Origin of the sequence: Pararhizobium qamdonense, assembly GCF_029277445.1 — a bacterium.
In the GTDB taxonomy this organism is placed as follows: domain Bacteria; phylum Pseudomonadota; class Alphaproteobacteria; order Rhizobiales; family Rhizobiaceae; genus Pararhizobium; species Pararhizobium qamdonense.
Window position 1 is genome coordinate 529,082 of record NZ_CP119566.1, and the last position, 20,490, is coordinate 549,571.

The window sequence follows — 20,490 nt, forward strand, 5'->3', positions numbered from 1 at the left end:
CGGCTTGCTCAAGCCGACAAATGTTCGATCAGGATGGAGATCCCCAGGCCCACCAGCACCACGCCCGCCAGCGCCTCGGCGATCCGGCCAAAACGCTCGCCGATCAGGCGCCCGACCAGCATGCCGCCCGAGGACATGAGGAAGGTCGCAACGCCGATGGCGGCTGCAATGACGAAAATGTTGACGTCGAGAAAGGCCAGCGAAACGCCGACGGCCATGGCGTCGAGGCTGGTGCCGATCGCCGTCGCCATCAACAGCGGAAGAGACAATTGCGCGGATGGAGCCGCTTCGCTCTTCTGTGTCGACGCGTAGAGCATATGGACGCCGACGGTTCCCAGCAGCGCGAACGCGATCCAGTGGTCGACCGCCTGGACGAACTGGCTGGCGGCCACGCCTGCGGCCCAGCCGATGATCGGGGTGATGGCTTCGATGATGCCGAAGACGAGACCGGTGCGCATGGTTTCGCGAAATTTTGGCCGGCCGATGGCGGCACCCCGGCCGACGGCAACGGCAAAAGCATCGACGGACATGCTGATTGCCAGCATGGCAATGGTAAACGGTGACATGGATGAGCCTTCAAAACGGACGTGGGAAACCGGGCGTTGATTGCCTGTCCGGCAGGGCATCGTCGCCACGGTCTTGCCGGGCCGAGCGTCTCGGCCGATCGCACCATGCGCATGGGCACAAGCATGTTGATACGATCCTGCAGGGATATGCAGTGGCTACTCCCCGATGCCTGAGGGGATAGTTCAAAGACACAGGCGTGTCAATAAGGCAAAGTTAAAATGCCTTTTATTACAGATACTTGAAATATGCATCCATGCATAAACCCAAGACTGTGCAGGCAAAATCAGATGCACTATCCCCCTTGGCGGACAAGCCGTTGCAGTGCGTTCCTGTGTCTTCAGCGAGAAAAAATGCCGTGAAAAACCGGTCGCCGGCCGCCGGTATCAGTGGCTGCGATTGGCGATAAAACGCGCGGTCTGGTTCAGAATATCGGCACGGTTGCCGAATGGCTGAAGCAGGGTGGCCGCCTCAGTCACGAGGGCTGCCAGCCGGGTTTCCGCCCAGGCCTGGCCATGCAGCGAGACCAGCGTGCCCTTGCCACGGGCAGCGTCCTTGCCGGTTGCCTTGCCCATCGTCTTTGCGTCCGCTGTCAGATCGAGCAGGTCGTCGGCCAGCTGAAAGGCAAGGCCGATCGTCTCGCCATAGCTGCGCATCAGCCGGCGGTCGCGGGCGCTGCCCCCGGCGATGATGGCGCCGGCTTCGCAGGCAAAGCGGATCAGCGCGCCTGTCTTCATCGCCTGCAGCGTCACAATGGCCGCTTGGTCCGGGGCCGATGTCTCGGCAGCCAGATCCAGCGCCTGCCCGCCCGCCATGCCGCCAATGCCGGAGGCGCGCGCAAGAGCCAGCACCAGTTCGGTCTTTTGCCGGTCGGATAATTTTGTTTGCGGGGCTGCGATGATATCGAAGGCGAGGGTCAGGAGACTGTCGCCCGCAAGGATCGCATTCGCCTCGCCAAAGGCAATATGCACCGTCGGCTGGCCGCGGCGAAGATCGTCGTCATCCATGGCGGGAAGGTCGTCGTGAACCAGCGAATAGCTGTGAACGCATTCGAGCGCTGCGCCGATGCGCAGGGCCGCTTGTCTGTCGCCGCCGAGAAAGGCGGTGCTTTCCATCACCAGAAAGGGCCGCAGCCGTTTGCCGCCATTCAGGACACCGTGGCGCATGGCGGCGAGGAGCGGTGCGGGCCTGGCGATTTCGTCCGGCTGCGGCTCTTCACTGAGAATGCCGGTCAGGCACGCCTCGACCTCTACGGCGCTGGACTTCAGGCGGATTTCGAAGGATGTCTCGCTCATGCGGCGCTGTTTGGCATGACTGCGCGGCCGCTGGCAACGGGATTTTACCATATCGGCGTCCACATCGGCGCTCGCGGGCGCGGCTTGCTGTGCGTTACCGAGAAAACCGTTCAATTTTATCCGCGCTTGTTCTATGAAAATTGGATGGATCATCAGGCGGGCGTTTCAGGGGTGGACATTGTACCGGAATCTCGGGAGGAAAAGGACGTGCCGACCAGCCGTGCGCGGGGATGGGGCGAGGCCTTGCGCCGGCGCTGGCGCCAGATTCTTCTGATCGCGGTCGCGATCGCCATCCTGCCCTATCTGTTGATCGTCCTTTATGCGCCGGGCTTCATCCATCCGATTTCGACGCTGATGCTGCGCGATCTCGTTCTGTTGCGCGGCTATGACCGCCAGTGGGTCGCTTTCGAAGACATCTCGCCCAATCTGGTGCGCTCGGTGATGATGTCCGAGGATGGCCAGTTCTGTATCCACGATGGTGTCGACTGGGTGCAGATGCGCGGCGTCGTCAACGATGCGCTGGAAGGCGAATCCACCCGTGGTGCCTCGACGATCCCGATGCAGACAGCCAAGAACCTGTTTCTCTGGAACGGCCGCTCCTTCATCCGCAAGGGAATGGAGCTGCCTTTGGCGCTGGCATCCGATTTCGTTTGGAGCAAGCAGCGGATGATGGAACTCTATCTCAATGTCGCCGAATGGGGTCCCGGCATCTATGGCGCAGAGGCGGCGGCACAACACCATTTCGGCGTTCCCGCCGCAAAGCTGACCCGGCGGCAGGCGGCACTTCTTGCCGTGTCCCTGCCCAATCCGATCGAACGCAATGCCGGGAAGCCCGGCCGTGGCCTGCGCAGCCTCGCCGCAATGATCGAGCGCCGCGCCAGCCGTTCGGGAGACTATATCAAATGCCTTTATGGGTGAGATCAGGTCTTTTGATTGGCTGTGATGCTCATGTGTCCTCTATAGCAGGATCTCGTTTGGCACGGACCGGAGAAGATCGATGACCCAACTGACACTCTATGTCGGGAATAAAAACTATTCCTCCTGGTCGTTGCGGCCCTGGCTTGCGCTGGAGGCCTGCGGCATTCCGTTTCAGGATGTGGTCATCCCCTTCGATTTTCCGGCGGGCAACCCGAAGTTCAAGGATATTTCGCCGACAGTACAGGTTCCGGTTCTGCATCATGGCGATGTGCGGGTCTGGCAATCGCTGGCGATCATCGAATATGCCGCCGAACTTTTCCCCGATGCCGGGCTTTGGCCGAAAGATCCGGCTGAGCGCGCGGTGGCGCGGGCCTATTCGATGGAAATGCTCTCCGGTTTCCGGGCATTGCGCGGTGCCTGCCCGATGAACATCCGCCGCGAGAAGCGGGCGATCGCGCTGCCCGACGGCGTCACCGGGGATGTCGAGCGGATCGAGACGATCTGGCGCGAGGCGGTGGCGCGCTCCGGCGGTCCGTTCCTGTTCGGCAGCTTTACGGCGGCCGATGCAATGTTTGCGCCGGTGGTCAATCGTTTCGAGATCTACGACCTCACCCGCAATCCCGGCTCTCTGGCATATATGGATGCAGTCAAGACGCATCCGGCCTTCCGCAAGTGGCAGGAGGCGGCCCTGCAGGAAACCTGGATCGTGCCGGAGGACGAGGCCTGAGGATTTTCCTCGGCGGGCATCGCGAAAAAATGCCTGCAGGGACTGGTCAAATGCCTGTGGGGCATGTATAAGCCCGGCAAATTCCGAGATTGACATCTGTTTTTCCCGGCCAACAGACTGGCTGCGAAACAGAGTTTTGCCCGATAAGTGGAGTATGAAATGGCTGTACCTAAAAGAAAAACAAGCCCGTCCAAGCGTGGCATGCGCCGCTCCGCCGATGCGCTGAAGACACCGACCTATATCGAAGACAAGAACTCCGGCGAACTGCGCCGCCCGCACCACATCGACCTGAAGACAGGCATGTATCGCGGCCGTCAGGTTCTGACCCCGAAGGCTTCCGCTTAATCAGCGGGCCGTCAGGCTGTGATTGAAAGGGCTGGCTTTTGCCGGCCCTTTTTGCGTTGTTCGCCGGGATGCTTACATGCATGCCGGCTATGCCGCGCCGCCTTAGTTTTCCCAATCTCTGCCCTATCTGCCCGCTGCAGCCGTTTTCTTGACGCCTGCCGCGCTGTGATGCACATATCGACAAACGTCCGGCCCGGAGAGGCGGGGCGAGAAATTGGGAGCCGTTGCTGATGATTGCCGCAATTCCGTTGCTGATCGTGCCGTTCATTCTCTACAATCTTGGAATGATGGGCATCCTGGGAAGCGGCGGTGTCGCGGTCTTTGAAGACACGGTGTTCTCGATGACGATGTTGTCGGGCGCGATCTGGACGATGAGCATGGGCGACCTGACGATCGTGATTGCGCTGGTGCTGCTTTTCGTCGAAATCCTCAAGGCAACCCGCATCAGCTCCAAGGCGCTGATGGATCATTTGCTCTCGATGGTTCTGTTCATCGTCTTCCTGGTGGAATTCCTTTTGGTCGCCAATGCCGCGACCCATGTCTTCTTCATTCTGATGACGATCTGCTTCATCGACGTCATCGCCGGTTTTTCCGTGTCGATGCGCACGGCCGGGCGGGATGTGTCCATCGGGCTGTAATCGCGCCCTGAAAAGTGCCGCGCGCCGTTTTGGACGGCAGCGCGGCAATAAGGCGTGTCAGCCGAGATTTTCCAGCTTCGTCTGCAGGGCGCGCAGCTGCTCCTTCAGCTCATCGATATCCTTGGCCTCGGCCTTGCGCGGCTCCTTTGTGGCAGGTGTCGCCGCCATGAAGGGCGAGAACATCTGCATGGCCTGATGGAAGAGATCGGTGTTGCGCTTGACCTGTTCTTCCACCAATTGCAGCGGAACGGTCAGGTTCTTGCCGAGCGGCGTATCGCCGAAGGCCTTGTTGATCTGTTCGCGCATCGTCACCTGCTGGTCGGTGAAGGCCTGCATCGAATGTTCGAGATAGCTCGGCACCACCATCTGCATCTGGTCGCCGTAAAAGGAGATCAGCTGACGCAGGAAGGAGATCGGCAGAAGCGTGTTGCCGGTCTTGGATTCCTGCTCGAAAATGATCTGTGTCAGCACCGAATGGGTGATGTCGTCGCCTGATTTCGCGTCCTGAACGGTGAATTCCTCTCCCTTTTTCACCATCACAGCGAGATCGTCGAGCGTCACATAGGTGCTCGTCCCGGTATTGTAGAGCCTCCGGTTGGCGTATTTTTTAATGACAATCTGACCGTCGTGTTTGGCCATCTGGGTCTCCTCCCATGCTCCCGTCTTTATTATGTTTTTCAGAGTACCCGCAAAAAACCGGTTCTGACAATCTCTTTGTGCGTTGCGTGGACGCAGGTGCAAAATTTTTGCCTCCTGACGAGCTTGTGATCGGATTGTGGAGCGAAACGCGCCGCACTGCATCAAGGCGTTTGACTTGCGCCACGTCCTTTGCCAGTCTTTGGCAATCGCGAGAAAAGAACGAGGAAATATCTCATGAGCACGCCCTCCATTGTCATCGCCAGCGCCGGCCGGACCGCAGTTGGCTCGTTCAACGGCGCCTTTGCCAATACGCCTGCCCATGAGCTGGGCGCCGCTGTCATCAAGGGTGTGCTGGAGCGCGCCGGTGTCGAGGCCGCCGAAGTTGATGAAGTCATCCTCGGTCAGGTTCTGTCGGCCGGCGAAGGCCAGAACCCGGCGCGCCAGGCGGCAATGAAAGCCGGTATTCCGCAGGAAGCGACGGCCTGGGGCATGAACCAGCTCTGTGGCTCGGGCCTGCGCGCAGTCGCGCTCGGCATGCAGCAGATCGCCACCGGCGATGCCAAGATCATCGTGGCCGGCGGCATGGAATCCATGTCGATGGCGCCGCATTGCGCGCATTTGCGCGGCGGCGTCAAGATGGGCGATTTCAAGATGATCGACACCATGATCAAGGATGGCCTGACCGACGCCTTCTACGGCTATCACATGGGCACGACAGCGGAAAACGTCGCCAAGAAGTGGCAGCTTTCGCGTGAAGACCAGGACGTGTTTGCGCTGGGATCGCAAAACAAGGCCGAAGCCGCGCAGAAGGCCGGGCGTTTTGCCGATGAGATCATTCCCTTCATCGTCAAGGGCCGCAAGGGCGACGTGACCGTCGATCAGGACGAATATATCCGCCACGGCGCAACGCTGGAATCAATGGCGAAACTGCGCCCGGCCTTTGACAAGGAAGGCACGGTCACTGCTGCCAATGCTTCGGGCCTGAACGACGGGGCCGCTGCCACGCTGCTGATGAGCGAGGCGGAAGCCGGCCGCCGCGGCATTCAGCCGCTCGCCCGTATCGTCTCCTGGGCTACGGCCGGCGTCGATCCGCAGATCATGGGCACAGGGCCGATCCCGGCTTCGCGCAAGGCCCTCGAAAAGGCCGGCTGGTCTGTCGCCGATGTGGAACTTGTCGAAGCCAACGAGGCGTTTGCCGCGCAGGCCTGCGCCGTCAACAAGGATCTCGGCTGGGATACCTCGATCGTCAACGTTAATGGCGGTGCCATCGCCATCGGCCATCCGATCGGTGCATCCGGCGCACGCGTTCTGAACACGCTTCTGTTCGAAATGAAGCGCCGTGGCGTTTCCAAGGGTCTTGCCACGCTTTGCATAGGCGGCGGCATGGGTGTTGCCATGTGCGTCGAGCGGCTGTGACACTCTGAGTTTCGTTGATCGCCCCGGCGTCAAAGCCGGGGCAAACTTCACGGCAAAAGCCGGGAGAGCTGTCCGGCGCCCTCGAGCGCCAGCGTCAAAACAAAAAGATTCAACAGGGGAGAAGTCGGATGAGCAGGGTAGCATTGGTCACAGGCGGATCGCGCGGCATCGGCGCGGCCATATCCATCGCGTTGAAGGGGGCCGGATACAAGGTGGCCGCGACCTATGCCGGCAATGACGAAAAAGCGAAGGCCTTCAGCGACGTCACCGGCATTCCGACCTATAAGTGGGACGTCTCCGACTATAAGGAATGCACCAAAGGCATCGCGCATGTGGTCGATGATCTCGGCCCGATCGAAATCCTCGTCAACAATGCCGGCATTACCCGCGATGCGATGTTTCATAAGATGACACCGGAGCAGTGGGGTGACGTGGTCGGTACCAACCTCACCGGCCTTTTCAACATGACGCATCCGGTCTGGACCGGAATGCGCGACCGCAATTTCGGCCGGGTGATCAACATATCCTCGATCAACGGCCAGAAGGGCCAGATGGGCCAGGCGAACTACTCGGCCGCAAAAGCCGGCGATCTCGGCTTCACCAAGGCGCTCGCCCAAGAAGGCGCCGCCAAGGGCATTACCGTCAACGCCGTCTGCCCTGGCTATATCGGTACCGAGATGGTCCGCGCGATCCCGGAAAAGGTACTGAATGAACGGATCATCCCGCAAATACCCGTCGGCCGCCTTGGCGAACCCGACGAGATTGCCCGGATCGTCGTGTTCCTGGCCTCCGACGATGCCGGGTTCATCACCGGCTCGACGATTTCGGCCAATGGCGGTCAGTTTTTCGTCTGATTGAGCCCTGCTTAGATTGCTGACGGCGCCTTCGGGTGCCGTCTTGCGTTTTCCGCACACATGAATTTTCCGGGTCTCTTTCGATCATAAGGATTGCTGGCTCGATTCACGCCCAATTCGCTCCCAATTTTGGGGGGATATGAATCCGGCGAAGAAAACCTTGAACCATCACGCTTTGTTCTACCATATCGTGTGGGTGCTGGCCGGGTGAAAGCCATGGGATCACTCTTTGTATGCGTTTTGTTCTGGGTGCTATTTTAAAATACCCTAATATTTAAGGGTATTTTCTCCAGCGGACGGGCTGGGAAAATTTTCCGGGAAATTCGGGTATCTGGATTCTGAATCTCAGATTCGTGCTGCATTGCGCACGCCGTGCAATCTTCATTTTTTGGTGAAACGAACGCTCAAAATAACGATTCAGCATCTGGTGCGAATCCGGCTTAGAAAGCCCAGATGTAGCGGTGAACAAACCCTGAATCCGCTGGAGTCTGCGTTTCGTCGCTGATTCGTTCCACCGCTGTTCCGAATTCGGCAGGCAGGGGGTGGAAATGACAGCCAAAGGCCCCATTTGAACGTTTCATGATCCCATGCCCCTTGCGTTTGTGCTTTTGCGTGGGCATGTGTTCTGCGCCGGTTGAAACGGCTTTGAAACGCCGTGAATGGCCTTCGCAGATTGAAAGTGCGCAGGATCGATATAGTGCCTGACCAACCGATGATCTTGAGTGGCCGCGGCGTGATCGCGGTGCTCGGCCCCACCAATACCGGCAAGACGCATTACGCGATCGAGCGCATGGTTGCGCACGAAAGCGGCGTCATCGGCCTGCCGCTGCGCCTCCTGGCGCGCGAGGTCTATACGCGTGTCGTCGAAAAGGTCGGTGCCCACAATGTCGCGCTGATCACCGGCGAGGAAAAGATCACGCCGCATATGGCGCGCTTTTCCGTCTGCACGGTCGAGGCCATGCCGCGCGAGACCAAGGCTGCCTTCGTTGCCATCGACGAGGTGCAGCTTGCCGGCGACCTGGAGCGCGGTCATATCTTCACCGACCGGCTGATGCATCTGCGCGGCCGGGTGGAGACACTGCTGCTCGGCGCCTCCACCATGCGGCCGATCCTGGAACATCTGCTGCCGGGGATCACCGTCGTCGAGCGCCCGCGCCTGTCCCAGCTTCTCTATGCGGGCTCCAAGAAGATCACCCGCCTGCCGCAGCGCACTGCCATCGTCGCCTTCTCCGCCGAGGAGGTCTATGCGATCGCCGAGCTGATCCGCCGCCAGCGCGGCGGTGCCGCCGTCGTGCTGGGCGCCCTGTCGCCGCGCACGCGCAATGCGCAGGTGGCGCTCTATCAGGCCGGCGATGTCGAATATCTGGTGGCGACGGATGCCATCGGCATGGGGCTCAATCTCGATGTCGATCATGTCGCCTTCGCCCAGGGCCGCAAATATGACGGCTACCAGTTCCGCGATCTCAATCCCGGTGAGCTGGCGCAGATCGCCGGACGCGCTGGGCGCCATCTGCGCGATGGGACATTCGGGGTCACTTCGCGGGTCGAGCCGTTCGACAACGAGCTGGTGCACCGGATCGAATCACATCAGTTCGATCCCGTCCGCGTTCTCCAATGGCGCTCCAAATCGATGAATTATGCCTCGATCGCGGCTCTGAAGAAGAGTTTGGATGCCGCGCCTGCCGTCCATGGCCTCACCAGGGCCCTGCCGGCGGTCGATCAGCAGGCTTTGGACTATCTTTCGCGCTATCCGGAGGTTACCAGTGTCGCGACGACACCGGAGCGTGTAGAGAAACTGTGGGAAGCCTGTGCGCTTCCCGACTACCGGCGGATAACGCCGGCGCAGCATGCGGATCTGATTTCGACGATCTATGCCGATCTCGTCCGGCGTGGCACAGTGAATGAAGATTTCATGGCCGAACAGGTCCGCCGCGCGGACCATACGGATGGTGAAATCGACACATTGTCCGCGAGAATTGCACAAATCAGGACATGGACCTATGTGTCCAACCGTCCGGGATGGCTTGCCGATCCGACACACTGGCAAGAAAAGACGCGGGAAATCGAGGATCGATTGTCTGACGCGTTACATGAAAGGTTGACGAAACGCTTTGTTGATCGCAGGACATCTGTGCTCATGAAGCGCCTGAGAGAGAATGCGATGTTGGAAGCTGAAATCAGTGTAAATGGCGATGTCTTCGTTGAAGGTCATCATGTGGGACAATTGGCCGGGTTCCGTTTCACGCTGGCGACAGTGACCGATGGTCTCGACGCGCGTGCAGCGCAAGGAGCTGCGCAAAAGGCGCTGGCTCTCGAGTTCGAAGCGCGTGCGGCACGGTTGCATGCGGCCGGCAATGCCGATCTGGCGCTGTCGTCGGATGGTCTCGTGCGCTGGCTCGGCGATCCCGTGGCGCGGCTGACAGCCAGCGACCATGTCATGCGTCCACGCGTGCTCTTGCTTGCCGACGAGCAGCTGCAAGGCAATGCCCGCGAGCATGTGCTGGCCCGCATCGAACGCTTCGTCAATCATCACATCTCGACGGTTCTGAAGCCGCTTGACGATCTCTCGCGCGCTGAGGATCTCGAAGGTCTTGCCAAGGGCCTGGCTTTCCAGCTGGTCGAAAATCTCGGCGTCATGTTCCGCCGCGATGTCGCCGATGACGTCAAGTCGCTGGACCAAGAGGCGCGCGCTTCCATCCGCCGCCATGGCATCCGTTTCGGCGCCTATCACATTTTCATGCCGGCGCTGTTGAAGCCTGCTCCGGCCGAACTCATCACGCTGCTCTGGGCGTTGAAGAATGACGGTCTCGACAAGCCGGGCTATGGTGATCTGATCCCGGTTCTGGCCGCTGGCCGTACGTCGGTGGTCACCGATCCGTCGTTCGAGCGCACGTTCTACAAGCTGGCCGGCTTCCGCTTCCTTGGAAAACGTGCCGTTCGTATCGACATCCTCGAGCGCCTGGCTGACCTCATCCGTCCGCTGCTGCAGTGGAAGCCGGGCACGACGCCGCGTCCGGACGGTGCCTATGATGGCCGCCGCTTCACCGCAACGACAGCGATGCTGTCCATTCTAGGCGCGACGCCTGACGATATGGAAGAGATCCTCAAGGGTCTCGGCTACCGGGCAGATTCCGTCAAGGTCGAGGACGCAGCGGCGTTCCTGGCCGCCCAGTCCGGATTGGCCGCACCGGCAACGGATGCCACAGCGTCCGACACGCCGGCTGAAACCGCCGATCACGACGACGCCGACGCTGCTCCTGCAGGGGAAGGGGTCCAGGCTTCCGAACCGGCAGCTTCTGAGCCGGCAACTGCCGAACAGGCTGTAGAGACTGTTCCGGCTGCCACTGAAGCCGAAGCGTCCGATCAGTCAGTCATTGCAGAGCAGGCAGGCGAATTGGCTGAGCCGGTTGAGGCCAAGCCTGTTCTTCTGTGGCGCCCGGGCAGCCGCAATGACAACCAGCGTTCCGGTGGACGCCCGCAGGGCGATCGCCGTGGCGCGGGCAACCGTGCACCGCAGAGTGAAGCCCGCCGCGAGGGTGGCGAGCCGCGCCGTGAGGGTGAAGGCCGCCGCGAAGGCCGTGATGACAATCGCAAGCCGGGTGGTGGCGGCAAGCCGGATCGCAACCGCGGCCGTGACGGTGGCAAGCCCCAGGGTGGTCAGCGGCATGAAAAGGGCGACCGCCAGGATCGTCCCGATCGCAACGACCGCGGCGGAAAGCCGCAGGCCGCCAAATTCGAGGCCCGTCCACCGCGCAAGGAAAAGCCGATGGATCCGGATTCGCCTTTCGCCAAGCTCGCTGCTCTCAAGGAGCAGATGAAGAAATAAGGCTGAAGGTCAGCGTATGGGTGAAAAGCCGCCTCAATCCCTGCCGGTTCTGCGCCAGCGTCTCGACAAATGGCTGTTCTTCACGCGCCTGCAAAAATCACGCTCGATCGCCCAGAAGGCGATCGAGTCCGGTGATATCCGGGTCAACGATGCCAGGATCACCCAGCCATCCCATGCTGTGAAAGCTGGTGATATCGTCGCCGTTTCGCTGGACCGGCGCGACACGATCGTGCGCGTTCTCCTCCCCGGTGTGCGGCGCGGCCCCTATGAAGAAGCCCGCCTGCTCTACGAGGATCTGACGCCCGCAGCCGTTCCCGGTGAAAAACAGAATGCCTTCGAGCAGGCAACCCGCGAGCGCGGCAGCGGCCGGCCGACCAAGAAGGAACGCCGCGACGTCGACAGGCTCAAGCAGGGTTGGGACGAGGAATAGAAAACTGTCCCGCCAGGGGGCCGTTTGGCGCATGGATTATTCTTGCAAAGCCCCCGCAAAGCCTTTACCTCACGGGGTAAATGAGCAGCCATGTTGCGTCGCGAGAGGCGTTGGCGGGCTGGTATCCCCGAACCGATGCGGACAAGCGGGCCTCTTCTCAGGTTCCTGTCTGCCGTCAATGTGAGAAATCGCTGGAGTACCTCATGACGTATGTCGTGACCGACAATTGCATACGCTGCAAATATACCGATTGCGTTGAAGTGTGCCCGGTGGACTGCTTCTACGAGGGCGAAAATTTCCTGGTCATTCATCCCGACGAGTGCATCGACTGTGGTGTCTGCGAGCCGGAATGTCCGGCAGGCGCCATCAAGCCCGATACCGAACCGGGCCTCGACATGTGGCTTAAGGTCAATGCCGACTTCGCCACACAATGGCCGAATATCACCGTCAAGCGTGATGAGATGCCGGAAGCCAAGGAAATGGACGGCGAAGAAGGCAAGTACGAGAAATACTTTTCGCCGAAGCCCGGCACGGGCGACTGACGCGGGCGAGTGTCTGCCGGCCGGTCGATTCCCGGCTGTAAAAGATGGCGAAATTTGGGGAATCATGGCTTAACCATGTCCGTGCAGGGCTGGTTGGCCTTGATGGCCGTTGTAAAGCAAATTATTGATTTCCGCAGTTTTTTATGATAGGGTCTAAAAACTGATCCACATCGTGGCACTTGCGTGTGCCCGAAAAACCATCACGAAAGCAAAACAATCCCACTGCGCGGCTGACCCCAAATACGCAACGGCAGTTGCTTGTGTGTGATCGCTCCGCAGAAGATCGATTTGATGACCGTTGGAACGGATCAGCATGGAGTCACCCGACGGTGCCCCCGTCCATCCCGGGCCTGACTGACCCGGCCCCGGCTCGCAGCCGGGAGCGTAACAGGGAGTTTTTGAAACGAATGACGACCCAGCAGAAAAAATCTTCAACACGCCATGGATTCAAGACCGGTGAATCGATCGTTTACCCGGCTCATGGCGTTGGACAAATCGTTGCTATCGAAGACCAGGTGGTTGCGGGCATGTCGCTCGAACTGTTTGTGATCGATTTCGAAAAGGACAAGATGCGTCTCAAGGTACCGGTCGCAAAAGCCGTTTCCATTGGCATGCGCAAGCTCTCCGAGACCGATTTCGTCGAACGTGCATTGAAGGTCGTCCAGGGCAGGGCACGCGTCAAGCGGACCATGTGGTCGCGCCGCGCGCAGGAATATGATGCCAAGATCAATTCCGGTGACCTGATCTCGATCGCCGAAGTCGTTCGCGACCTCTATCGTGCTGAAAACCAGCCGGAGCAGTCCTATTCCGAACGTCAGCTCTATGAAGCTGCGCTTGACCGCATGGCGCGCGAAATCGCAGCCGTAAACAAGATGTCGGAAACCGAAGCTGTCCGTCTCGTTGAAACGAACCTCAACAAGGGTCCGAAGCGCGGCAAGGCCATCGAAGAAGACGAAGCGCAGGAAGAAGCTGCGTAAGCCTTTCTTCAAGCACTGCTTTCATCTCAAAAGCCCTGTCAGCAATGACGGGGCTTTTTTGTATCTTGTGGCAGGGTCTGTCATCGTTTCCGGCGGGGCGTGCCAGGAGACTCTTCTTAACATCGTGATATGCTGATGGAAACGCCTTGCCGCGATCTGCCGGCACGGGAGGCGGGATTGTGTAAACCGGCATGGGAGGAAAACATGCCTGCTACCGTTTCTCTGCATCCCCTGCTCGACCAAGGCGTGCCCAGGGCAGCGACCGGCTTCTCCGGTGGCGTTCTGGTCTGCGCCTGCGCTGACAAGCCTGTACGCGTCAAAATTGAAGGGGACGTCGCCCATAACCACGCCTGCGGCTGCACCAAATGCTGGAAACCGGCCGGGGCGACATTTTCGGTCGTTGCGGTCGTTCCGCATGACAAGATCACGGTGCTTGAAAACGGCGACAAACTTGAAGTCGTCGATACGTCGGCACTGATCCAGCGACATGCCTGCAAAGGCTGCGGCGTGCACATGTATGGCCCGGTGGAACGCGAGCATCCGTTCCAGGGGCTGGACTTCATTCACCCGGAACGTTTCGATACCGACGGCTGGTCGCCGCCCGGCTTTGCCGCTTTCGTCTCGTCCATCATCGAAGCCGGTACCGATCCCGATGATATGCCGGCCATCCGGGGCCGCCTGAGCGAACTCGGCCTGACGCCATCCGATTGCCTGAACAATGCGCTGATGGACTATATTGCCACCTGGACCGCGAAGAAGAGCGGTGTGTTGAAATCCTGATCTGCCCATAGGCAACCGGCTTGAACGAAAAAGGGCGCAGCGATCGATATCGCTGCGCCCTTTTTCATTGTTTTAAACGGTCTGCTTATGCAGCGCCGCGCGACTTTTCGAAACGCTTGCGGTCGTTCGAGTCGAGGTACATCTTGCGCAGGCGGATGTTCTTCGGCGTCACTTCGACCAATTCGTCGTCCTGGATCCAGGAGAGTGCACGGTCAAGCGTCATGCGGATCGGTGGGGTCAGCTTGACGGCTTCGTCCTTGCCGGAGGCGCGCATGTTGGTGAGCTTCTTGCCCTTCAGCACGTTGACTTCCAGATCGTTGTCACGCGTGTGGATGCCGATGATCATGCCGGCATAGACCTTCTCGCCGACATCGATGATCATCGGGCCGCGGTCTTCCAGGTTGAACATGGCGTAGGCAACGGATTCGCCAGCGTCGTTGGAGAGCAGAACGCCCTGAACGCGGCCGCCGATATCGCCCTTGTAAGGCTGATATTCGTGGAACAGACGGTTCATGATCGCCGTGCCGCGCGTGTCGGTCATCAGTTCCGACTGGTAGCCGATCAGGCCACGGGTCGGAGCAAAGAACTTCAGGCGAACGCGGTTGCCACCGGACGGACGAAGCTCGGCCATTTCAGCCTTGCGCTCGGACATCTTCTGGACGACGACGCCGGAATATTCCTCATCGACGTCGATGACGACTTCTTCGACCGGCTCCAGCATCTGGCCTGTGGCTTCGTCCTTGTGCATGACGACGCGCGGACGCGATACGGCAAGTTCGAAACCTTCGCGGCGCATGGTCTCGATGAGAACGGCCAGCTGCAATTCGCCACGGCCGGACACGTAGAACGAATCCTTGCCTTCGGCTTCTTCGATCTTCAGCGCGACGTTGCCTTCAGCTTCCTTAAACAGGCGGTCACGGATGACGCGGCTTGTTACCTTGTCGCCTTCGGTGCCGGCAAGCGGGCTGTCATTGACGATGAAGGACATGGTGACGGTCGGCGGGTCGATCGGCTGGGCATGCAGCGCTTCCGTGACCGAGGGGTCGCAGAACGTGTCGGCGACCGTGCCCTTGGACAGGCCAGCGATGGCGACGATGTCGCCCGCATGCGCTTCGTCGATCGGCGTACGCTCGATGCCGCGGAACGCGAGAATCTTGGAGATACGGCCGTTTTCAATCAGCTTGCCGTCCTGGCCGAGAACCTTGACGGCCTGGTTCGGCTTGATCGAACCGGAATGGATACGGCCGGTGATGATGCGGCCAAGGAAGGGGTTGGCTTCCAGGATCGTGCCGATCATGCGGAACGCGCCGTCTTCCTCGCCGACGCTCGGCTCGGGAACGTGCTTGAGAACGAGGTCGAGAAGCGGTGCGAGGCCCTCTTCCTTCGGACCTTCCGGATTGACGTTCATCCAGCCGTTGCGGCCCGAACCGTAGAGGATCGGGAAGTCGAGCTGTTCGTCGGTCGCATCCAGGTTTGCAAAGAGGTCGAAGACCTCGTTGATGACTTCTTCATGGCGGCCGTCCGGGCGGTCGATCTTGTTGATCGCGACGATCGGGCGAAGGCCGACCTTCAGGGCCTTGGAGACCACGAACTTGGTCTGCGGCATCGGGCCTTCCGAGCTATCGACCAGAACGATCGCGCCATCGACCATCGACAGGATACGCTCGACTTCACCACCGAAGTCGGCGTGGCCGGGGGTGTCGACGATGTTGATGCGCACGCCCTTCCACTCGATCGAAGTGGCCTTGGCCAGAATGGTGATGCCGCGCTCTTTTTCGAGGTCGTTCGAATCCATCATGCGCTCGGTCGTGCGCTGGTTGTCGCGGAACGAACCCGACTGCTTCAAAAGTTCGTCGACGAGCGTGGTTTTCCCATGGTCAACGTGTGCGATGATCGCGATGTTGCGCATTTTCATGTGTGAATACTCGGAGGTTTCGGGGCGTATGTGATGAACGCCGCATCTTCAATTGCGCGGCTCATACAGGTTTTTTTGCATTTGCGAAAGGGGGGAAGGCGGCAAAGTCTTGAGAGAGAGTGAATCCGGCCGATGTTTCATACCGAATTCCCGGCGGGATCGAGGGTGATCTGCCACAACTCGTGATCGTCCCGATCCATCAGCCGGACCGTCATCTGTTCCGTCTGGCCGTTAATATCGACAAGGCCGAAGAATTGCAGGCCGGCAGACGGCGGCAGATTCTGGTCGATACCGCTGCCGGCGGCCTTCATGAAGCGCACCTGCGGACCAAAGGTCATGTCCAGTTCCTTGGGCCCATAGGTGCCCGAGTGCAGTGGACCGGAGACGAATTCCCAGAACGGCAGGAAGTCCTTGAAGGCGGCACGGGAGGGGTCGTAGTGATGGGCGGCGGTATAATGCACATCCGCCGTCAGCCAGACGGTATTCTGAATGGCATTGTCACGGATGAAGGTGAGGATATCGGCAAATTCCTTTTCGCGGCCTGTTGGCAGACCGTTGTCGCCATTGGCGATCGCATCGGAGCCCTGCCTGTTGGCAAAATCGTCCCAGACGACAAGGCCGATCGGCATATCGCAAGCGATCACCTTCCAGGTGGCTTTCGAGGCCGCCAGCTCCCGCTTCAACCAATCCGCCTGCTGCCAGCCGAAAAGCTCATTGCCGCCGCCCTGATTGGCTTCGCGATAGGAGCGCAGATCAACGAAGAAGACATCGAGCAGCCGGCCATAGGGGATCTTGCGGAAGATGCGGCCAGGCTGGGCCGGAAAGGCGCGGATCGGCGTCATCTCCTGGAAGGCCTGCATGGCGCGGGCGGCATAGACGGAGACGTCCTTGTCCAGATAACGGGGATCGTCGCGCAGATCGGTCGACGGCGACCAGTTGTTCAAAACCTCATGATCGTCCCATTGGTAAAAGGTCGGGCATGTGGCGTTCAGCGCGCGGACGTGATCGTCGAGAAGATTGTATTTCCACTGGCCACGATATTCCTCAAGCGTGCGGGCCACCTCGCGCTTTTCCGGGGTGACGATCCGGTTTTTCCAGATGGTGCCGTCGCGGAGCGGAATTTCATCGGGGATCGGGTTGTCGGCATAGATCGTATCGCCGGAATGAATGAAGAAATCCGGCTCGTGCAGCTGCATGGTCGAATAGGTCTTCATGCCTATATCGTCGATGCCCCAGCCCTGGCCTGCTGTATCGCCCGACCAGACGAAACGCACCGAGCGGCGGCGCAGCGGCGCGGTGCGGAACCGGCCGATAACCGGTTCGGAAACGCTGTTGCTGTCATAGAGATCGGTCGCGGTGAAGCGGTAGAAGATGTCCTGATCAGGTAAGAGATGGTCGAGCGCACATTTCACCGTGTAATCACTTTTGGGCAGCGCATCGATCGAGGGCAGGCGGACGGGCGAAGAGAAACTCTCGGTGGTCGAATATTCGACCGCTATGCGCGAGGGCCGGTCGGCCCGTGTCCAGATCATCCCGGATTTCGTATCGACATCGCCGGACTGGACACCATGCGTGAAGGACGGCCTGCCGTAGCCTCGTGAATAAAATGGCGTGGCAAGAACCGATGTGGCGGCAAACCCGGCAGCCCCTGCAGACACAAGGAAGGAGCGGCGGGTCAGCGTATCCTGAATATCGACCAAATCGGCCTCCGGTACCGTCACGGGAATCACGCGAAACCCGAGGCGGACCTTTGGCGAAAGCGATGTCAGTTCGTTTACAGTTGGATGAATCTATTCCAACGGTTGGCGACAGTTCCGTGACGCGGGGCAATTTTGTGCCGAATATTGACAATATTCAGCACGCGCGCCATCCTAACGGTCGCATTGGGAGACGAGCATGGCGTCCGAAAGCATTCACGTCCGGGTCACAGGCCCCCTGCAGGATCATGTCCAGCAACAGATCGGCCAGGACGGCCTTTATGAAAATGCCAGCGAATATATCCGCGCGCTGATCCGCCGTGATCTGCAAAGCCGGACGGAGGCTTGGGACTGGCTGCAGAAAAAACTGGAGCTAGGATTGAGGGCCGACGAAAGCGAGTTTGCCGCTGTTTCGGCCGAAGACGTCATCCGGCGCAATACAAGCCGGTAGAATGAGCGGATATCTTTTCTATCCTCCTGCCGACGCCGCGCAGGACCGCATCTGGAAAGACACTGTTGTTCAGTGGGGCGAAGCCCAAGCGGTGAGCTATATCAAAGGTCTCTATGCCCATCTGCAGACATTGTCTCAGACCAAGGCCCTGTGGCGCCGTTTGCCCAGTGCTCTCGCTGTGCCGGCCGATCTGAAAGCCCAGGTGTTCTTCAGCCGATACAAACGGCACTATCTGTTTTTTCGCGAACTCCCGAGCGGCAAGATAGGCGTGATAGTCATCCTGCATGACCGGATGGATATCCCCGTGCGGCTGCACGAGGATTTGATGGGTTTGTCAGGCAAGCTTGACGATTTTTAGCCGGTCAGGCGTCGGAGCCCGACAGCTCCTCCGTGACCGCCAGCCCCTTTTTCGCCAGCATCGCATCCGGGCTAGGCAGTTTGCCCCGAAAGGCCTTGTAGGCATCTTCCGGGTCGATCGAGCCGCCGACGGAATAGATGTGGTCTTTCAGCTTTTTGGCCATGGCCGTATTAAAGGCATCGCCGGTTTCCTCGAAGGCGGCGAAGGCGTCGGCATCGAGCACTTCCGACCACATGTAGGAATAATAGCCGGCCGAATAGCCGCCGGCGAAGATGTGCTGGAAGTGTGGCGCGGCGTGGCGCATGACCAGTGATTTCGGGATGCCGAGTTCGCTGAGGATTTCCGCTTGAACCGCCATCGGGTCGTCGATCGGACCACGGGTGTGGAATTCCATATCGACGATCGCCGACGAGGTGAATTCCACCGTGTTGAACCCGGCATTGAAGGTTCGGGCGGCCAGAACCTTGTCGAGCAGCGCCTGCGGCATCGGTTCGCCGGTCTCGACATGCACGGCATATTGCCTGAGGATCGCCGGTACCGTCAGCCAGTGTTCGTAGAGCTGCGAGGGCAACTCGACGAAGTCGCGCGACACCGAGGTGCCGGAGACGGACGGGTAGGTCACATCCGAGAGCATGCCATGCAGGGCATGGCCGAATTCGTGGAAGAGCGTGCGGGCATCGTCGAGCGACAGCAGCGCCGGCTTTCCCTCCGCCGGTTTGGCAAAGTTGCAGACATTGTAGATGATCGGCAGTTCGCCGGTCTTCCCGTTTTTCAGCGGCAGCTTGTGCTGCGACTGGAACGCGCTCATCCAGGCGCCGGAGCGCTTCGAGGAACGGGCAAAATAATCACCGAGGAAGAGAGCGACAAGCTTGTCCTGGGCATCGCGGATTTCAAAGACGCGCACATCCGGGTGATAGGCGGTGATGCCCTTCTTTTCGATCGCGAGGATGCCGAACAGCCGGTTGGCCACATCAAAGCAGGCCTCGATGATCTTTTCGAGCTGCAGATAGGGCTTTAGCTCTGCTTCGGAAAAGTTGAATTTTTGCGCGCGGATGCGTTCCGAATAAAAGCGCCAGTCCCAGGGCATGACGTCGTGATTTTTGCCGTCTTCTGCGATCAGGCCGGCAATATCGGCCTCTTCCTCGCGGGCCCGCGTCACAGCTTTCGCCCAGACCGCGCGCAGCAGGCCGTTCACCGCGGCCGGGGTCTTGGCCATGGTGTTGTCGAGCTTCATTTCGGCGAAATTGCCATAGCCCAGCAGTTTGGCGACGTCGCTGCGCAGTGCCAGCGTTTCCCGGATGACACCGCGATTGTCGGTCTCGCCGGGATTTTCGCCGCGCGCAACCCATGCCTTGAAGGCCTGTTCGCGGAGATCACGGCGTTCAGAGAAAGTCAGGAAGGGCTCGATGATCGAACGCGACAGGGTCACGGCATATTTGCCGTCCTCGCCGCGTTCGCGGGCCGCCGAAGCCATGGCGTCCTTGAGGAAATCCGGAAGGCCGTCAAGTTCCGGGCCATCGGACAGAATGAGCGACCACCCCTTCTCGTCGGCCAGAACGTTCTGGCCGAACTGGGTGCTGAGACCTGCGAGCTTTTCGTTGATCCCCGCCAGTTGTTCCTGTTCCGGCTTCGGCAGCTTGGCGCCGGATTTGACAAAACCCTTCCAGTGGCGCTCCAGCACCCGTGTCTGCTCAAGATCAAGCCCAAGCGCTTCACGCGTCTCCCAGAGCGTGTCGATGCGCTGAAACAGCGCGGCATTCATGCCGATCTTGGAATAGTGCCGCGACATCTTCGGCGAAATATCCCGTTCCAGCGCCTGGATCGTATCGTTGGTGTGGGCGCCGGCGCGGTTCCAGAACAGCGAGGAAACCCGCGACAGCGCTTCGCCTGCGGTCTCAAGGGCGACGATGGTGTTTTCAAACGTGGCAGGTTGCGGATTGTTGGCGATGGCAGCGATTTCGGTTTCGTGGCCGGAAAGGGCCGCCTCGAAGGACGCTGCAAAATCGCTGTCGCTGACCGCTTCGAAGCGCGGCAGCCCCTCCGGGCCGTTCCAGTCGGTGATGGCGGGGTTCAGCGCGGGGCTCGATGTCATAAGGCAGTCCTTTCGCAGTCCGGTCT

19 protein-coding genes and 1 riboswitch are annotated in these 20,490 nt (G+C 59.9%); of the genes, 13 read left to right on the top strand and 6 right to left on the bottom strand.

Translation table 11 applies throughout. From position 1 onward, the window contains the following. Positions 1 to 8: 8 nt before the first annotated feature. A complete protein-coding gene (locus PYR65_RS02560) occupies positions 9 to 566 on the bottom strand; it encodes a manganese efflux pump MntP (RefSeq protein ID WP_276119789.1) in 558 nt (185 codons plus the stop codon). A 78-nt stretch (positions 567 to 644) separates the two neighbouring features. Next, positions 645 to 743: riboswitch (yybP-ykoY riboswitch) on the bottom strand. 207 nt (positions 744 to 950) lie between these two features. Further along, the gene (locus PYR65_RS02565; RefSeq protein ID WP_276119790.1) at positions 951 to 1,859 is read right to left on the bottom strand and encodes a polyprenyl synthetase family protein; all 909 of its coding nucleotides are present in this window, start codon (positions 1,857 to 1,859) and stop codon (positions 951 to 953) included. Between the two features lie 171 nt (positions 1,860 to 2,030). On the opposite strand from PYR65_RS02565, the gene mtgA reads away from it, so the two are divergent. From mtgA to PYR65_RS02585, 4 genes are all read left to right on the top strand, one after another. Further along, a complete protein-coding gene (gene mtgA, locus PYR65_RS02570; protein ID WP_276120943.1) occupies positions 2,031 to 2,777 on the top strand; it encodes a monofunctional biosynthetic peptidoglycan transglycosylase in 747 nt (248 codons plus the stop codon). A gap of 79 nt (positions 2,778 to 2,856) precedes the next feature. Next, entirely contained in the window at positions 2,857 to 3,504 is a 648-nt protein-coding gene (locus PYR65_RS02575) for a glutathione S-transferase family protein (protein WP_276119791.1), read from the top strand. A gap of 159 nt (positions 3,505 to 3,663) precedes the next feature. Beyond that, a complete protein-coding gene (gene rpmF, locus PYR65_RS02580; protein ID WP_037097119.1) occupies positions 3,664 to 3,849 on the top strand; it encodes a 50S ribosomal protein L32 in 186 nt (61 codons plus the stop codon). Between the two features lie 230 nt (positions 3,850 to 4,079). Further along, positions 4,080 to 4,487: a hypothetical protein gene (locus tag PYR65_RS02585; protein WP_060638513.1), complete on the top strand. Its 408-nt coding sequence runs from the start codon at positions 4,080 to 4,082 to the stop codon at positions 4,485 to 4,487. Positions 4,488 to 4,544: 57 nt separating this feature from the next. On the opposite strand, the gene phaR is transcribed toward PYR65_RS02585, so the two are convergent. Beyond that, positions 4,545 to 5,126: a polyhydroxyalkanoate synthesis repressor PhaR gene (gene phaR, locus PYR65_RS02590; RefSeq protein WP_060638512.1), complete on the bottom strand. Its 582-nt coding sequence runs from the start codon at positions 5,124 to 5,126 to the stop codon at positions 4,545 to 4,547. A gap of 234 nt (positions 5,127 to 5,360) precedes the next feature. Between phaR and PYR65_RS02595 the strand changes: the two genes are divergently transcribed. The 7 genes from PYR65_RS02595 to gfa all read left to right on the top strand — a co-directional run bounded on the left by PYR65_RS02595 (position 5,361) and on the right by gfa (position 13,951). Further along, a complete protein-coding gene (locus PYR65_RS02595) occupies positions 5,361 to 6,542 on the top strand; it encodes an acetyl-CoA C-acetyltransferase (protein ID WP_060638511.1) in 1,182 nt (393 codons plus the stop codon). Between the two features lie 128 nt (positions 6,543 to 6,670). Further along, positions 6,671 to 7,396 (top strand): acetoacetyl-CoA reductase, encoded by a 726-nt coding sequence (phbB, locus tag PYR65_RS02600; RefSeq protein ID WP_060638510.1) that lies wholly within the window; start codon positions 6,671 to 6,673, stop codon positions 7,394 to 7,396. 712 nt (positions 7,397 to 8,108) lie between these two features. Further along, positions 8,109 to 11,222, top strand: a complete 3,114-nt coding sequence (locus PYR65_RS02605; RefSeq protein WP_276120944.1) for a helicase-related protein — start codon at positions 8,109 to 8,111, stop codon at positions 11,220 to 11,222. Between the two features lie 16 nt (positions 11,223 to 11,238). Beyond that, on the top strand, positions 11,239 to 11,652 hold the full coding sequence (locus PYR65_RS02610; RefSeq protein ID WP_276119792.1) for an RNA-binding S4 domain-containing protein: 414 nt from the start codon (positions 11,239 to 11,241) through the stop codon (positions 11,650 to 11,652). 203 nt (positions 11,653 to 11,855) lie between these two features. Next, the gene (gene fdxA / locus PYR65_RS02615; RefSeq protein WP_060638507.1) at positions 11,856 to 12,194 is read left to right on the top strand and encodes a ferredoxin FdxA; all 339 of its coding nucleotides are present in this window, start codon (positions 11,856 to 11,858) and stop codon (positions 12,192 to 12,194) included. A gap of 407 nt (positions 12,195 to 12,601) precedes the next feature. After that, on the top strand, positions 12,602 to 13,171 hold the full coding sequence (locus PYR65_RS02620) for a CarD family transcriptional regulator (protein ID WP_037097139.1): 570 nt from the start codon (positions 12,602 to 12,604) through the stop codon (positions 13,169 to 13,171). 204 nt (positions 13,172 to 13,375) lie between these two features. After that, positions 13,376 to 13,951: an S-(hydroxymethyl)glutathione synthase gene (gene gfa, locus PYR65_RS02625; protein ID WP_276119793.1), complete on the top strand. Its 576-nt coding sequence runs from the start codon at positions 13,376 to 13,378 to the stop codon at positions 13,949 to 13,951. Positions 13,952 to 14,036: 85 nt separating this feature from the next. On the opposite strand, the gene typA is transcribed toward gfa, so the two are convergent. Both typA and PYR65_RS02635 read right to left on the bottom strand, forming a co-directional pair. After that, on the bottom strand, positions 14,037 to 15,866 hold the full coding sequence (gene typA, locus PYR65_RS02630) for a translational GTPase TypA (RefSeq protein ID WP_060638506.1): 1,830 nt from the start codon (positions 15,864 to 15,866) through the stop codon (positions 14,037 to 14,039). Between the two features lie 137 nt (positions 15,867 to 16,003). After that, a complete protein-coding gene (locus tag PYR65_RS02635) occupies positions 16,004 to 17,566 on the bottom strand; it encodes an alkaline phosphatase D family protein (protein WP_276119794.1) in 1,563 nt (520 codons plus the stop codon). A 196-nt stretch (positions 17,567 to 17,762) separates the two neighbouring features. On the opposite strand from PYR65_RS02635, the gene PYR65_RS02640 reads away from it, so the two are divergent. Together PYR65_RS02640 and PYR65_RS02645 are read left to right on the top strand one after the other, a co-directional pair. Then, positions 17,763 to 18,014 (top strand): ribbon-helix-helix domain-containing protein, encoded by a 252-nt coding sequence (locus tag PYR65_RS02640; protein ID WP_276119795.1) that lies wholly within the window; start codon positions 17,763 to 17,765, stop codon positions 18,012 to 18,014. Position 18,015: 1 nt separating this feature from the next. Beyond that, on the top strand, positions 18,016 to 18,372 hold the full coding sequence (locus PYR65_RS02645) for a type II toxin-antitoxin system RelE/ParE family toxin (protein ID WP_276119796.1): 357 nt from the start codon (positions 18,016 to 18,018) through the stop codon (positions 18,370 to 18,372). 4 nt (positions 18,373 to 18,376) lie between these two features. Here the strand turns inward: PYR65_RS02645 and PYR65_RS02650 are convergent, their stop codons facing one another. Continuing rightward, entirely contained in the window at positions 18,377 to 20,464 is a 2,088-nt protein-coding gene (locus PYR65_RS02650) for a M3 family metallopeptidase (RefSeq protein WP_276119797.1), read from the bottom strand. Positions 20,465 to 20,490 lie beyond the last annotated feature (26 nt).